Here is a 13,683-nt window from a genome sequence, read left to right on the forward strand (position 1 = left end):
TTTTATGTCCCTACCGTATACCACTGACCATTCACTTTAAGCTGTAACAAGCGTCGTTGGATCCGGTCTGGTGTATCGTTCGAGTCTCCATTCTCAACACCTGTAATGACGTAACCTAACTGGTCTGCAAATCCGGGCGAACGATATAAGTTTCCATGCTCAACGGCACCGAATCGAATTGACTGAACATACCCACTTAGCATGTCAGTTGTAGCAAGGAATACACCAGAACCATCATCATGAAGCATAAATGGCTTTGTTTTGTCGTTCTGGTACACACCGACCATGGTGATGTATTGTCGTAACGGTCTGCCTGCAATATACGCACTCAACCAGCCAGGCCCGCTGCCTGTGCCCCATATATCGCCGTAAACATCGCCGTTTTTGTTGAATATCGCATTTCCGGCCTGCAAATTTTCAGCAGCTGCGATAACACCGAGTCGGGTGCTGATATATGCCCGGATAGCCAGGTCTTCTGAGTTCTGAAATCCAATACCATTCCATGACTTAATGTTCAGATTGTTACCATTAAAACCTGCACCATCAACGTCACCTTTAGCCATCCCACCAGTGCCATCCCCAACCGTAACCAGGGTATCGCCACGCATATTTGGAGCAGAAATCCCCCCCGTAAAGGCGCCCCCCTCCAGCATCGCCACATGACGCCATGAGGTAATACCTGCTCCTGTACCGTGACCAAACAATACGTTATTGCCACTGACTGCAAGAACATCCACAACAGTGGTCGGACTTACCACCTCGCTAAGGGTAATAATTTGCCAGAAACTTACCAGGTCTGGCGCATCAGGTGCCTGATGTGCGCGCATAAACTGACAGCCTGTAGCCGCCCTGGCACCAATTGATGTTCGGTCAATTGCGTCACTGACAAATGTTCCCGCGAGGAACCTGCCATCACCTTTGAAAAGCACATTTCCCAGTCCAATATTTTGAACAAACAGAGGTTTATCAGGAATATCCGATCCGTTCCTGTCTTTCGCTAGTCGTGCTGCGGCATTATCCATAGCAATCTTGACTGCTTTCGGCGTAGCGGCCTGTTCTTCACTGGTGCTGTCTGTCGCGCTGCTTAACTGAGTGAACCCCTTCGCGCTGGTAGTGGCGTCCGGATGATTACGGGATTGCTCATGTTTTCTCAGCGCATCGCTGGCCTGCTGCTCATTCAGTGTCCCTTTCGGGCGTAAATCCGTAATATTGCCGTTTTCATCAATACCCGCCACCGCAAACACATAATGCTGTACGCCGTTCTGCACATAATCCGCCAGGTTGTCAGCAACCGTAATACGGGACTGCACACCCCACACGCTGGTAAGCGTTCCTGTCCAGCATACATCCAGCCAGACTTTGACTGGCCTGGTTGTCACGGTAATATTCAGGTTTTCTGCAAGCGTTGTGCGCAGACCTGCCACATAGCCGGTACCTTTGGTCACATAAAACTGATTCCCGCTTTTCCCGACCAGATAGCCGTCCCCAAAAAACGCCGCCGCCCCGAAGATGTCGATATTTTCCAGGCGCTGGCGCTCGTCCATTCCGGCCATACGCGCGGTAAAGTCAATCTGCCAGGTCTCAGCAGGCGTATTAATTCCGGTTTCAGCCTGTGCGCCGTTATATTCCATCAGAAACGAGCGTGTAAGCACGTTCCCCTGTTGCCCTTCAGCTGTTTTAAGTTTTTGCTGTAATGGCGCATGAACAATCATTGCCAGCGTACCGCTGGCCTTATTAATCAGACCAATCCAGTTAAAGGAAAAATCCCCCACATCAGCCCCCAGTACGACGGAATGCACCACAGCGTTGTCATTCACCACGCCCTTACGGCTGACGGCCTGCCGGTGAACAATCTGTTCAGCCGGTGGCAGGGTTTCATTGCGGTCAACCGGCTGATCCGGGTCAAGTGCCGGCACATTAGCGAACACAAATTCATCCAGCAGAACAGGCTCCCCCGTGGTGCCCTGTTGCGCTTTCCACTGTTCAAATGCCAGTGTGATTGTTGTCTGTGACATATAATCCCCTTATAACCCTGCGCTGTACGTTGCGCTGCTGGTTTCCGTACCGCTCAGTGCTGCCGGATAAACCACATATTCCCCCTGATCCCATCCCGCCCGGATAGTCAGCCGTTCGGACGTGATCACTTCAAACTGGTAACGGCGGCATGTCCGCCCGTACTGCCGGATAATCTGGATCATCAGCTGCGTGTTAGTCGCAATCTGGCTGTCCGTGACGCGAACCTGAATCACATCCCAGTCAATTCCCGGCTGGCGCTCCATCAGTTCAACGTACCCGATCCCCAGCCGCTCAAAGATACTGATAAATCCCTCAACAGAACCGGCGTCACGCGCATTCACGAAGGCATACGCCACACGCCTGCGGAACAGTTCCAGCGGCTCCCCGTCAAAGCGGGAAATGTCCCGGTCATACGCCAGCAGGTTAAGTAACGCCGGTGTACAGGTCAGCGGATCAAACTGGTTCAGTGGCCACGTCACCCAGCCGTACACTTCCGCCCAGAACCGACGCGCCGTTTGCAGCAGTTTTCGCGGCTCGCCCCTGTCCATCCAGGAGGGAAGTACCATTCCGGCCAGTTTTTTCATGAACTCATTCATTCTCAATACTCACCACAAGCGATTTCAGGCGCGGCACATTCAGCTCACTGGCAATGTCATCCAGCGAAAAATTCAGCGATTCTGTTACCGGAAAATTTTTATGGATTTCGCGCCCCAGCTGCGAGAAGGAGAACCGTGAATACGGCCACGTCCTTCTGACGTCATAGTCCGTATTTTCCCGGAAGGCGCACCGGATCAGGTTTTCAATACCGTCCTTCAGGCGCTTCTGTTCATCATCACTGATGTTGTTCAGGTTCCTGACCCAGACAGTGACCGCCAGATCGTGCAGGGTTTCCGGCATGGCATAACACTGCATATCGTCCCCGTGGCCGTGATGCCCCTGCGTGTTGATATAGTCATTCACGGCATCCACAAACGGCGCAGAAGCCACGCCGCTGTCCAGCAATAAATAGGCGTTGGCTGTCCCCGGCCCCCTCGGTGCTTCGTGCTCAAAGAAAATCCGGTCAATGCTCAGTCCGGCAACACCGGCTATCATCGACCGGTATACCGCGTCCGTATGGTAGTTGCCCACCAGGTTAAACTGGTTACGGCAACGCTCACGCAGTTCATCATCGCTTTCCTCATCCGCGCCCGGTACGGTCAGCCAGTTTTCTTCACTGGCCACATGGCTGATGCCGTCCACGGCCACCGGCAGAATGCGGTAATATCCCGGCGCAAGGTTATATGCGCCGCCCGTTCCCGTTGCCTTTACCGGCAGCAGTGCGCTGGCGGTACCGGAGGCAATCACCACATCTTCCGTGATGGCCAGTTCATACACCCTGCCGTTAATACGTTCTGTCTGTATCACCGTTCCGGCCTTCACCGTCACCACGGCGCTGGCGTCTTCCTTGTAAAAACGGATAACGCCCTGTGCAGCGCTGGCGGGCTTCGGCGTGATATTCACCGCCCATGCCAGCAGCCGTAACATGCTTCCACTGGCCGTGGCCACAAACATATTGGCCAGTACGGTGGAGACCAAAACCTCCTTCAGCCACATCACCGGCGCGGTTACAATGGCCGTGACCAGTCGCCAGAACGGAGACATACGGGAGGTATTCGTGATAATTCCCTCCTCCGTCGCAATGGCATTAAAGCGATCGCGAATCTCTTCTTCCGTCACCGGCATACCGCTGGCTTTCACCACCTCTTCAAAGTCAACCTGTGGCTTTTCCGTCATAAATCCACCTGTACCGATATTCCGCCGAAGTCATAAGTGCTGGCCGTGATCCACAACCGTGTCCGGCTTTCTTCACCGATTTCCACTGTTCCCGGAACGATACGTTCATCATCCTCAATCAGTAATTCCATACGGGTAAAAATATCTGCCCGCATGGTCGGGCTTCTCTCGGCAATTAATTCCGTCGCCAGACCGCTTTCAATAATGGAATGAATAATGTCCTGCCCGATACTTTTACGGTTATTACATAATTCAGGTTCATTACCGGTATTCAGGACAAAGTCATTTCCCTGAATTAATAAATCAACATACAGGATTTCATTCATACGCCCAGCTCCTGAAACTCCATTAACTGCCCCGGCGTTATCATTTCTTTTGGATAGATATTGACAGTATTAATTTTCCGACTGTTATCCGTCACAACCCTTGAGTTATTACTAACAGATTTACTAATACCACCTTTATCAATTCCTTTTAATTCTCCACCAGTAGAAAGCGTATTTGTTGTCAGTGCCGGAGGTGACTCGTTAGCCAGCGAAATATTGACACCGGGTATTTTATTCAACTTTTCTACAATCCAGTTCCATGATTTCAGGAAGCTACCTTTAACGGACTGCCAGATATTATCAAACATGGATACAATACCACCGGCCATCCCGCTTAATGCCTGTGAAGGTGAAAATCCCGTCAGCAGATTAATAAAGCCGTTCCAGCCGTCCTTAATCCATTGCCATGCCGTCGAGAACACACCGGCAAGCCATTCGACAACGCCAGCCACAGCGGTAAACGCTGCCGTATTCATCACCGCCGCCTGTACATCGTCCCAGTGTTTAATCAGCAGATAACACCCTGCTGCCAGCAGGCCAATCGCACCAATAACCAGCAGAACCGGCCAGCTCATCAGATTTATGCCAATTCCGGCCATAATTGCCGCCATACGAACCGCAAGAAGCGTACCACGCAGAAATTTAAGCGTCAGATTCCATGCCGCTACAGCTTTTGAGGCAATCCAGACGGTGGCGGTGTATATCTTCGTGACTGAAGTCAGTGTCTTCCAGAGAGCAATCGCACCCAGCTTAATAAGTTTTGAGACGCCCAGAACGATGTTAGCTATTGCGCCGGCAGCAGCAAACCCCAACAACGCCATAGCCGCATAACCGATAACACGCGCAATGTTGGGAAACAACTGCATCCAGCGGGCAAAGGTCTGTCCCATATCAGCCAGGCGGTTCAGCACCGGATACAGAACGGGGATCAACGTCAGTCCAATGACGGTCTGAACAGACTTAAGGATCTGTACAAAGCGATCCCACGGTTTCACCAGTTTGCCGGCCATCTCCTGTGTACGCTTCAGCCCGTCAGAACCGCCCAGCTCAGTGATGTTACGTTGCAGTAAGGCCACATTGCCGTACAGGTGTTTCACCACCGCCGAACTGTCACCAAATGCCGCATCCAGCTCCGCCTGTGCTTTCAGGTTCCCTTCCAGACTTTTGCCATACTTGCCCTGTAACTTGATCAGCATTTCAGGCATGGACAGCATTTTGCCGGTGGCATCCGTAAAGGACAGCCCCAGCTTTTTACCGCCCTCAATGGCTCCGGTCATGAAGCCTTCGTAAGCGCTGCTGGCTTCCGTTCCCAGCGTGCGGTTAAGCTGCCCCAGTACGGCCAGCTGTTCATCCAGTCCGACGCCGTAGTTGGTACCAACGCCCCGCGCCCCTTCCATCAGGTCTTTGATAGTGCCCATTTCGGTACCGAAGACCTTGCGCATATACACCATTTTTCCGGCCAGCTGCTCAGCGAACTGAACCTTGCCCAGACGCTCCGCATCAGCGGAAAAGTTACCGAACATCTGCCCCATAAATTCCGCCGTTTCGGCAGATGTGGATCTCAGGGCAAATGCCAGGGTATTAGCAACTTTTGTCACTTTCGGCAGCTCATTACCGGCGAGGCCGGCAATGGAGGCATTAATATTTTCTGTGGACTTAACAAACTCCACCGCGCTGGCACCGTAGGTCATACTGAACCGCAGCGCATCACGCTGGACAGCCTTTAAAGCCTGATCATCAATCCCTTTTGCCGCAGCGTCATTCAGTGCGTCATACATCTCAATAGCCGGCGATAACGCCCCTTTGATGGCCATCCCTGTGCCGGCTAAAGCCAGCGCACCGCCCCCAATCTGCGTAAAGGCCGCTTTCGATTTTTCCGCAAAGCCTGTGACACTGCTCTGCACCTGCTTTAACGGGCGCGTCAGTTTATCAATCAGGCTTAATGTAAAATCTAACTGTTTCATCCTGAACCTTTAAATGCGGTGCTTATTCCGTTAGCAACCGCTATGCGCGTATTTTCCCAGTGGCGATTATCCAGCCAGATAGCGGCGGAAATATCATCCACGGAATCCTGACCGTGCGGTAAATAATGACGCCGTAAAATCAGATATTGTTCGAGTCCGTTCTGTTCGATTGACCGGACTCGCTTTGTCAGTTTTTTACTTCAATTTCCAGTTCTGGCGCATAAAGTTCATTGATTTTCCCTGCAAGTTGAAGCGCTGCCCCCGGACGTTTCAGAATATCTTCCAGCGCTTCTTTACACTCTGGTACAACAATACGCATAAGATAACTATGGGCTGGAGCCACTTTATTATCCATCGCCATTTCATTGATGAATTTATTATAAGCCGTCTGATTTGGTTCAAACGTAATTTCTTTCTTACATACAACCAGATTAATTTTTTCCATAAATAATATTCTCTCTTAAATTAATTTCATCAACCAGCGTGTTATGACGTGCAGCACACTGCCCGTATAACTCCAGATAAAGTGTCAGTAATTCCGCCGCATCTTTTCCCTGCGTGCCATTCAGGCGCGGCAGCTGCGTGGCACATTTAGTTTTCAGGTTTTCCTGATAACGTACGTTCGGTACTGGTGACGGCGTCGTTGTACATGCGGACAAAGTCATCAGACAGGCACACGTTAGTAAACACCGGTTTAACCACCTCCGTACGAATTTCACGCGGCGGCGCATTTTTCAAAGCCTCCAGTTGTTCTTCCAGTTTTCGCCCGGATTCACTGGCCACGCTCGCCAGCGTTTCCCCGGTAGCGCTGGCTGACCGGCTGATGGCCAGATCGATACTGTCACGCTGCCAGTTAGCCGCCTTCCAGCCTGCCCAGAAGGCCAGAACAACCGTCACAAGCCAGCCCGCTACCACACGATCCATCAGCGAACCCCGTCATGTTCCAGACTGAAATGATTGCCGTCCGGCCTGGATTTGAAGCGCCCGCCCCAGCTGCCGCCCAGTGACTCCCAGTATTCGCCCAGCGGCAGGTAATCCTCTGTGCGGGTCTGGTACTGGCCGTTAACAAACAGGTTAAAATCCACCGCCAGACGCCGGGTATGCAGACTGTTGGTAATACCGCTACCCTTTTTAGCGTTCAGCGCCGCCTGTTCCGGCGTGCGGTAAGCCTCCCCGAACGTCAGCCGGTAGCCGTGTTCTTCTGCCCAGTGGATCAGATTTGCCACCATAATGGTAAACAACTGTTGTTTTTCGCTCAGTGTCACTTTGTCACCCCCTTGCCCAAAATTCCGGCAAATCCACGTTTACGTAACCATGCTTCCACCACGTTTTGTCCCAGAATCCCCAGACCAGAACCAAATCCCAGCAATGCCAGCGGATGAATATTTGGTACAAAGTAAAGAGCAACGCCGGCAATAACAGATAACCCGGCCCCGACAATGACACGGCCGGCCACCAGACGAAGGGTAATCGGCTCGTCACTGTTAAGTAGTTTCCCCAGTGCAATCAGCCCCCCCATAACCACAAGGGCAATAAATCCCTTTTCATAGTCCTGCATCCCTGCTGCCCCTTATCCAATCAGGTTTTCCGTGGCCTCCGCTTCCAGATACGGAACGCCGTTGATGTTGACGAACTTCGGACTGGTCACGAAGTATTTAATTTTATGGGTGGACACGCTGCTGCCCTTCGGATCAACATCCAGTACACTATTGAGCTGGAGCTTATTACCGAAGGTTTCCACCTTCATTTCTTCGCTGCCGGCTTTGGCGTAAAAAAGGAAGTCCACAGGGGGAATGCCCCGCCATGAACCGGCTGAACGGGCTTTGGCCGTCAGTACCTGAAGCACTTTTGAACTGACTTCAATTTCACCCTCTGCGGCCACATCGCCGTCGACATAGCCGTCAGGTACACCGCGTGTCTGAGCTGCGGCGCTGTTGTCGGTGATATCCAGCGAAATTTTTTCAATGTGGATCAGGTCGCCGTCCACGTAGACGTCAAAGGACATCCCTGAAATACGTTTGGTCATGCGCTGGCCTCCAGACTCGCATCCAGTAACAGACTGATGGTGATTTGCAGTGGTACTTCATACGTACGCACCACAATGTAGATATCCACCGCCTTTTTGTTCTTCCAGACAATGGTCACGTCACCGTCCTGCGGTGGCTTCACTTCGCCCGGAAATGACACACCGTTAATGCTGGCCGCCGTGGACATTTCACGCAGCGGACGGGCAAACAGCGTCTGGTGTGCGGCAATGCTTCCCGGTGTACTGTTCAGGGAGCGATCGGCAATCTTACCGATAGCCAGCAGACGGACACGACGGGCGGCCTTGTCCACAATACGCAGCGTCTCAATGGACTGATAATCACCTCCTTCCACATCCAGCGTGCGACCGTCAGCCCAGTAAAAGCCGTCATAGTCCGGATACCACATCGGCACGCTGTAGCGCTGTGCCTCCAGCGCCTGAAGGGTAGCCAGCCCCAGCGTTGCCCCTGCCCCATCTTTCGGCAGTTCATCGCTGCCCAGATTCAGTAACGGCCCGGTTTTTACCCGCGCCGGACTGTCAGCGATGGTAACAGCGCGATTACAGAGGCGACCGGCCAGAACACCCGGTTCATTCCCCCAGAGACGCGGAACCAGCTGCACCGCTTTTTCAGCAATACCCTGCTGAAGGGTGGACAGACGTTTCAGATAATCCGCCTGTGATTCATCCTCCTGCATACCCTGTACGGCCAGAATGAACCACACCCAGCGACCGTATTTTGCAATCAGTTCGGATCGCAACGTTGCCGCCTGGTTAATCTGCTCTTTTGCAGCCACATCATCCGACAGCACCACACCTTCCACCGAACAGGAAACCTGTGCAGCTTTGACGGCATCAACCCACGCCCCTGACTCACTGTCAGCGGCCAGCACATGGATGAACCCCCACCAGTTCTGCCCGGCGTTCGCCAGTGCAGCCAGTACATCACTTTTTAACGGACTGTTTCCCTCACCCAGTAGCGCGTTAAAGTCACTCTGTGCATTAACAGCCAGAGTTTTTCCCACATTTTTGGTACCCGTACCGATAAACAGCAACGTGCGTTCCACCTCTTTGGTTTCACCCAGTAACTGGTTTACCTGGTTAACGGTTACGATTGGCCAGGTCATGCTCTCCCCCTGATATCCTGCGCGTTAACATCCCAGCCGAACCCGATAGCCTGAAGCTGTCGTGCCAGCGATCTGTTAAAATCATCCTGACCTATCCCCAGAAACGCCCTGGCAGGTAAATCAATCTGCCAGGATGTTTTGACCGGTTTGTCCTCCAGTATCCGGATAAGCAAACCTGCCTGTCTGGCGGTCATTTTTTCCTGTATTTCCTTATAACCGGGCTTACGCCAGCGCTTGCCGCGCCTGACTTTATACCCGGCCTTACGCAGACGTTTCGCCTGTCGCAGTGATGCAGGTTTATCCCCCTGCTCACGGCCTTCCACCTGCCTGCGGTTGACGGTTACGCTCATGCCATTCTGCTGGACATAACCCACCACGCCGGCAGGCAGATTTCCCTTCGCATTCCGGTAATGGCCACCAGCCAGATACAACCTGACGGAATCCGTTTCCGGCATTTCACGGATGCGGATAAGTTTCGGCATATTGCGCAACATCTTGCCTTTACGCCGGGTCTGTCTCCCCTGCCACTTATCCCCCTCCGGTGACTGCTGGTTGCGCACATTGCGCTTTGCTGCGGCTTCCACGCCGTATTTCGCCATGCGCCACAACAGCCGGCGACGTCTGGCAGGAGGCAAATCCAGCTTTTTCAGCGCCTCCTGTAGCTGGCGGAACTGTTCCTGGTTCAGTTCGCCATTTATCATCCATCCCCCTCATTGACGGGGATCACCGTCACCTCATCCGCCGTCCAGACTTCGGGGTTTGCCAGCTTCCAGCGCTGGCCATCAAACGGGATCTGACCTTTGGGATCGGGGATCAGATTCAGTTCCTCCACCATTGGCAGCGTCACCACCATAATGGCGGTTTCCTGGTCGATGGTTTCGATATCAAATTCAGGTAATTCGGCATCAATGCCGGTTTCCTCAAAGAGCGCCCGCTCATCCTGACAAAGCCACGACATAAATAACGCCATCAGAATTTTGGGATCGTACTCACGGTAGGGATAACGCTCCCACGTCAGCACGGCGTTATAACGAATGATGGCAATGCGATACTGCCCCAGCCCGGTGTCACGCTGTGCCGGGATGAATGCGATTTCATCCATCTGGCTGTCAAATCCCTGCATTGCCCGTCTGGGCATGTTCGCAATGAGAAAATCCGTTAATTCGGTAAGCTGGCTCATATCATGGCCACCGTGATGCGTTTCAGCCCTTTGATACGCCGTACCGCCAGCGTGGATTCCGCTATCAGACTGGAGCGGGTTTCATCGCTTTCCTGCCCAGGATGGCTTTCACGGCGCCCAACAGACGCAAATTCGCCCATCAGGTCAGCTTTGGCGCGGGCAAAAACAGCCTTGCGGTAACGGGCGCACAACAGATTTTCACCGTCAATCTCAACGCCCGGAACGTCCGCCGCGCTTGCATGGCCACTGAGGCGACAATCCGCCACTACCCTGACCAGATCATCATTGATTTCACCGGCTGCGGTCAGCAGCGCCTGACGGATGGTGGCTGCGTCGATATCGGCAGGAATAGCACGCTGGGACTGAAAATCCTTCACGCTCAGGTCTGGCCAGAAGCCATCATTAGTCAGAATGGCATCATCAAAATCAATTGCAGTTCCGCTGAACATCCTGTTCCTCCGGAAAAAAGCGGGCTGGCCGGTTTCCACGGGCGATACGCTGATGCGCTCCCCTCCACCGCGCCCGCTTTCGGGTCGGTAGCCTGTGATTACTTATCCAGCGCCCGCAGACGTGCAGCAATGCGCTGCAACATCGTGCCGACACCACATTTAGGGTCGAATCCCTTCGCCTGCTCCAGCAAATCCTTCGCCCGGAGCAATACATCCCTGTCTTCCGTTGCCGCTGCGCGTGGCTCTCCGTTCTCATCGCGTAGCAGGTGCAGACCGGCAAATTTCACATATTTGGCCTTGATGACCTCATACACATTCCAGTGCTGCATAACGTTTCCCAGCGTGCGGCTGAAATACGGCTCCACATCCTGCCCCTGTGCGGCTTCCGTCTCCGCCCAGGCCAGTACCGTATCGGCCACAAACACCGGGAACGCACTGCCGAACGCGGCCGGGGTTTCCTGCCCCCGTTCGATGGCCACATCCGCCCAGTCCAGCGCCTGATCGAACTGGCCGGTATCAAACAGCCAGATGACACACCAGGCAAAAACGGGATTCTGATGCATGCTGTCACTTTCCAGCCAGGTTTGTGCGGTCGGCATCCAGCGGGGCAACAGCACATCACGCTTGAACTCCATGCGCTCCGCACGGTTGCTAATCGCTGCGGCCGCTGCCACATCCTTTTCCAGTGCCGCAATCTGGACGTGCAGACTGGTTTCACTGTCGAGAGATTGTTGCTGACGCAGCAGCCGTTCTGCTGCAATACGCGCGCTGTGTCGCTGTGCCGGTGACAACTGCATTATTTCCCCCGTTATGCGCCTGCTGACGGTGCAGCCGTTGCCCCAATCGTTACCGCGCTTTCGTCAAATGCGGCATACAGTTCCGGATATTCCACGGCATAGCCTTCATTACGCAGGTATTTGTTTTCATACTGCTTGCGATCTTCCACAAACTCCGCTTTACGCTGACGCGTACCGCGCTGGGTGTAGATATGCAGGTTAGGCAGTGTGGTAACAATCATGCGCTTGCCTGGCATAAACGGAGGAACATAAGCCGTACGGCCGGCGATACTGTCAGACAGCAGCTGTGCCGCAATCTTTTCAGTGGGTTTATCAGCTTTCTGATACAGACGGAACGACTCCGCCGCCACCAGGTCAGCACCTACCAGAACCACCAGACGCGGATCATTACGGTACTGTGCCGGAATTTTGGCATTGATAAGATCGGATGCCATCGCATCCAGCGACACGTAATCACCTTTACCGTCACCGTCCAGCACAACCTTATCAGTGATGATCTGCTGGCCATCCTTCCACTCTTTAACGATTTGATGCCAGCCCTTGTTCACATCCTCGCCGTTCGGGTTGGTTTCCGCATTTGTGGTTTCTGCCACTTTGGTACCATTAAACCCGATACGCAGCATATCCAGCGCAAACGCCTGATTGGTGAACTCCTGGACACGCTGGAAAAACTCGTTTTCATCGCCGGCATTCGCCCAGACAGAAAGCAATTGCCAGGTCAGTGCGGCACACGAATCTGTTTCGACCAGCCTGTAATCATTGCCGCTGACGCCCACTTTTTTACGGAAACGGCCATCCAGCACACGCCCGGTATACAGGCCAGAACTGCCAACCGGAACCACCTGCCCCTGTAACTGATCCACATCAGCAACCGTCAACAGATTCAGGAAAGATGACTCCTCCAGTAGCGCATTACGCATCTGGGTTTCTTTCGGATCTGACAGCGCAAACCAGCGGTCGTCATCGGTCGCACCGTAGGATTCACGCAGACCATTGTGATACTGGCGCAGAAACTCACGGGCTTTCGCATTTAATTGCATATTCTTTTTCCTTAAAGAAAAGTTGTGTTATCCCTTACAGGAAATTGAAGCCTTTTTTGCCCTTGCTGAATTTTTTATCCGGCAACTGGGTAACTTTGCTGTTCAGCTTGCTGAAGTTTTTCACCAGTTCTGGCAGATTCCCTACCAGGCGCGCAAAATCTTCGGTATCCACCACTTCCTTAACGGTGTCCACATCTTCCTGGACATCAGATACCGCTTCTTCCGCCTCACCCAAACGGGTTTCAATGGCAGATACACGCTTATCAATCGCATCCAGCGCTTCAGCGAGCGCCTGTAAAGCATCAGGCTGTGATGTTTCCTGCTCCGCGGTCGCTTCTGGTTCTTCAATACTGAAAAAATGGCGCCAGCCTTTTTTCGCTTTAGACATTCCCTTTTCCTTTTTAAATTCCCTGACTTCATCAAACGCCAGCGGCTTATACGGGCCGATGCGTTTTCCTTTGGTGCGGCTGAAACGTAGCCGTGTGGTGCTCACTCCTGCCGGGCTGTCAGTGACTGCCAGCCCTTCCAGATAGGTTTTACCGGTGTTCCGGAAATTACCGTCCGGTGTGAATTCCGGCGACAAAAATAAAAGTTGCCCGTTGGCGTTCGCCTGAAGTAACGAAATACCAGGACATAAACGAGCATATAAACGCAAAATACCTTCATCATCACGTTCAGCTTTTAATTCCAGCACCTCCCCCATATTCCCGAAATTACGGGAATGCTCCGGCCATAACAGCGCCGTATACAAAGAGGGGTCGTATAATTCAGCGGCATCCAGTAGCCATTGCTCTTCAATAGCCCGCTTATCAACCGTTTCACCCGCAGTAGCGATACAAATCCAGTTTGTTGCCAGTTGTGAAGCTGACATATTGCCTCCCTTCCTGCTGCGGTTTTCAGTATCGCCAATAAAATTAGCTTCCGCATTCACTTCATTCCGGAATAATTCGGTTATGTCGCTTATCCGTATATCCACGAAATTATTTTC

At 52.8% G+C, this 13,683-nt stretch carries 18 protein-coding genes and 2 pseudogenes; all 20 read right to left on the minus strand.

Annotated features, from left to right (window positions below; translation table 11 throughout):
• Nucleotides 1-2: 2 nt before the first annotated feature.
• Nucleotides 3-1,004: pseudogene (locus ACH0WD_RS02630) on the minus strand (phage tail protein); the annotation flags it as partial.
• Nucleotides 1,005-1,049: 45 nt separating this feature from the next.
• Nucleotides 1,050-2,015 (minus strand): annotated as a pseudogene (locus ACH0WD_RS02635) (phage tail protein); the annotation flags it as partial.
• A gap of 9 nt (nucleotides 2,016-2,024) precedes the next feature.
• Nucleotides 2,025-2,612, minus strand: a complete 588-nt coding sequence (locus tag ACH0WD_RS02640; protein ID WP_001001824.1) for a phage tail protein — start codon at nucleotides 2,610-2,612, stop codon at nucleotides 2,025-2,027.
• Nucleotides 2,605-3,789: a baseplate J/gp47 family protein gene (locus tag ACH0WD_RS02645; RefSeq protein ID WP_000136927.1), complete on the minus strand. Its 1,185-nt coding sequence runs from the start codon at nucleotides 3,787-3,789 to the stop codon at nucleotides 2,605-2,607. Before ACH0WD_RS02645 ends, ACH0WD_RS02640 begins: the two co-directional genes overlap by 8 nt.
• On the minus strand, nucleotides 3,786-4,115 hold the full coding sequence (locus ACH0WD_RS02650) for a DUF2590 family protein (RefSeq protein WP_001002797.1): 330 nt from the start codon (nucleotides 4,113-4,115) through the stop codon (nucleotides 3,786-3,788). The genes ACH0WD_RS02645 and ACH0WD_RS02650 overlap by 4 nt, the downstream gene beginning before the upstream one ends.
• Entirely contained in the window at nucleotides 4,112-6,079 is a 1,968-nt protein-coding gene (locus ACH0WD_RS02655; RefSeq protein WP_000811100.1) for a phage tail tape measure protein, read from the minus strand. Before ACH0WD_RS02655 ends, ACH0WD_RS02650 begins: the two co-directional genes overlap by 4 nt.
• On the minus strand, nucleotides 6,076-6,270 hold the full coding sequence (locus tag ACH0WD_RS02660) for a DUF6890 family protein (RefSeq protein WP_371045435.1): 195 nt from the start codon (nucleotides 6,268-6,270) through the stop codon (nucleotides 6,076-6,078). Before ACH0WD_RS02660 ends, ACH0WD_RS02655 begins: the two co-directional genes overlap by 4 nt.
• Entirely contained in the window at nucleotides 6,267-6,524 is a 258-nt protein-coding gene (locus tag ACH0WD_RS02665; protein WP_000411500.1) for a putative phage tail assembly chaperone, read from the minus strand. The genes ACH0WD_RS02660 and ACH0WD_RS02665 overlap by 4 nt, the downstream gene beginning before the upstream one ends.
• Complete coding sequence (locus ACH0WD_RS02670; protein WP_001747519.1) at nucleotides 6,511-6,744, minus strand: hypothetical protein; 234 nt, start codon at nucleotides 6,742-6,744, stop codon at nucleotides 6,511-6,513. The genes ACH0WD_RS02665 and ACH0WD_RS02670 overlap by 14 nt, the downstream gene beginning before the upstream one ends.
• On the minus strand, nucleotides 6,671-7,003 hold the full coding sequence (locus ACH0WD_RS02675; RefSeq protein WP_000376378.1) for a hypothetical protein: 333 nt from the start codon (nucleotides 7,001-7,003) through the stop codon (nucleotides 6,671-6,673). The genes ACH0WD_RS02670 and ACH0WD_RS02675 overlap by 74 nt, the downstream gene beginning before the upstream one ends.
• Nucleotides 7,003-7,344, minus strand: a complete 342-nt coding sequence (locus tag ACH0WD_RS02680) for a M15 family metallopeptidase (RefSeq protein ID WP_000175558.1) — start codon at nucleotides 7,342-7,344, stop codon at nucleotides 7,003-7,005. Before ACH0WD_RS02680 ends, ACH0WD_RS02675 begins: the two co-directional genes overlap by 1 nt.
• Nucleotides 7,341-7,637: a phage holin family protein gene (locus ACH0WD_RS02685; protein WP_001154426.1), complete on the minus strand. Its 297-nt coding sequence runs from the start codon at nucleotides 7,635-7,637 to the stop codon at nucleotides 7,341-7,343. Before ACH0WD_RS02685 ends, ACH0WD_RS02680 begins: the two co-directional genes overlap by 4 nt.
• Before the next feature lie 12 nt (nucleotides 7,638-7,649).
• A complete protein-coding gene (locus ACH0WD_RS02690; RefSeq protein WP_000166745.1) occupies nucleotides 7,650-8,105 on the minus strand; it encodes a phage protein in 456 nt (151 codons plus the stop codon).
• On the minus strand, nucleotides 8,102-9,229 hold the full coding sequence (locus ACH0WD_RS02695) for a DUF2586 domain-containing protein (protein WP_000220184.1): 1,128 nt from the start codon (nucleotides 9,227-9,229) through the stop codon (nucleotides 8,102-8,104). The genes ACH0WD_RS02690 and ACH0WD_RS02695 overlap by 4 nt, the downstream gene beginning before the upstream one ends.
• Nucleotides 9,226-9,930 carry a hypothetical protein gene (locus ACH0WD_RS02700; protein ID WP_000606933.1) on the minus strand — a complete coding sequence of 235 codons (705 nt, stop codon included), beginning with the start codon at nucleotides 9,928-9,930 and terminating at the stop codon, nucleotides 9,226-9,228. The genes ACH0WD_RS02695 and ACH0WD_RS02700 overlap by 4 nt, the downstream gene beginning before the upstream one ends.
• The gene (locus ACH0WD_RS02705; protein ID WP_000080871.1) at nucleotides 9,927-10,409 is read right to left on the minus strand and encodes a phage tail protein; all 483 of its coding nucleotides are present in this window, start codon (nucleotides 10,407-10,409) and stop codon (nucleotides 9,927-9,929) included. Before ACH0WD_RS02705 ends, ACH0WD_RS02700 begins: the two co-directional genes overlap by 4 nt.
• Nucleotides 10,406-10,858 carry a head completion/stabilization protein gene (locus ACH0WD_RS02710; protein ID WP_000491223.1) on the minus strand — a complete coding sequence of 151 codons (453 nt, stop codon included), beginning with the start codon at nucleotides 10,856-10,858 and terminating at the stop codon, nucleotides 10,406-10,408. The genes ACH0WD_RS02705 and ACH0WD_RS02710 overlap by 4 nt, the downstream gene beginning before the upstream one ends.
• A 98-nt stretch (nucleotides 10,859-10,956) precedes the next feature.
• Nucleotides 10,957-11,655, minus strand: coding sequence for a phage terminase small subunit (gpM, locus tag ACH0WD_RS02715; RefSeq protein WP_001177276.1), 699 nt, complete (start codon nucleotides 11,653-11,655; stop codon nucleotides 10,957-10,959).
• Nucleotides 11,656-11,666: 11 nt separating this feature from the next.
• Nucleotides 11,667-12,695 carry a phage major capsid protein, P2 family gene (locus tag ACH0WD_RS02720; protein ID WP_001176503.1) on the minus strand — a complete coding sequence of 343 codons (1,029 nt, stop codon included), beginning with the start codon at nucleotides 12,693-12,695 and terminating at the stop codon, nucleotides 11,667-11,669.
• 34 nt (nucleotides 12,696-12,729) lie between these two features.
• The gene (locus ACH0WD_RS02725; RefSeq protein ID WP_023375469.1) at nucleotides 12,730-13,566 is read right to left on the minus strand and encodes a capsid scaffolding protein; all 837 of its coding nucleotides are present in this window, start codon (nucleotides 13,564-13,566) and stop codon (nucleotides 12,730-12,732) included.
• Between the last annotated feature and the right edge of the window lie 117 nt (nucleotides 13,567-13,683).

This window comes from Salmonella sp. 2020_1395, from assembly GCF_043848115.1.
In the GTDB taxonomy this organism is placed as follows: Bacteria; Pseudomonadota; Gammaproteobacteria; order Enterobacterales; family Enterobacteriaceae; genus Salmonella; species Salmonella enterica.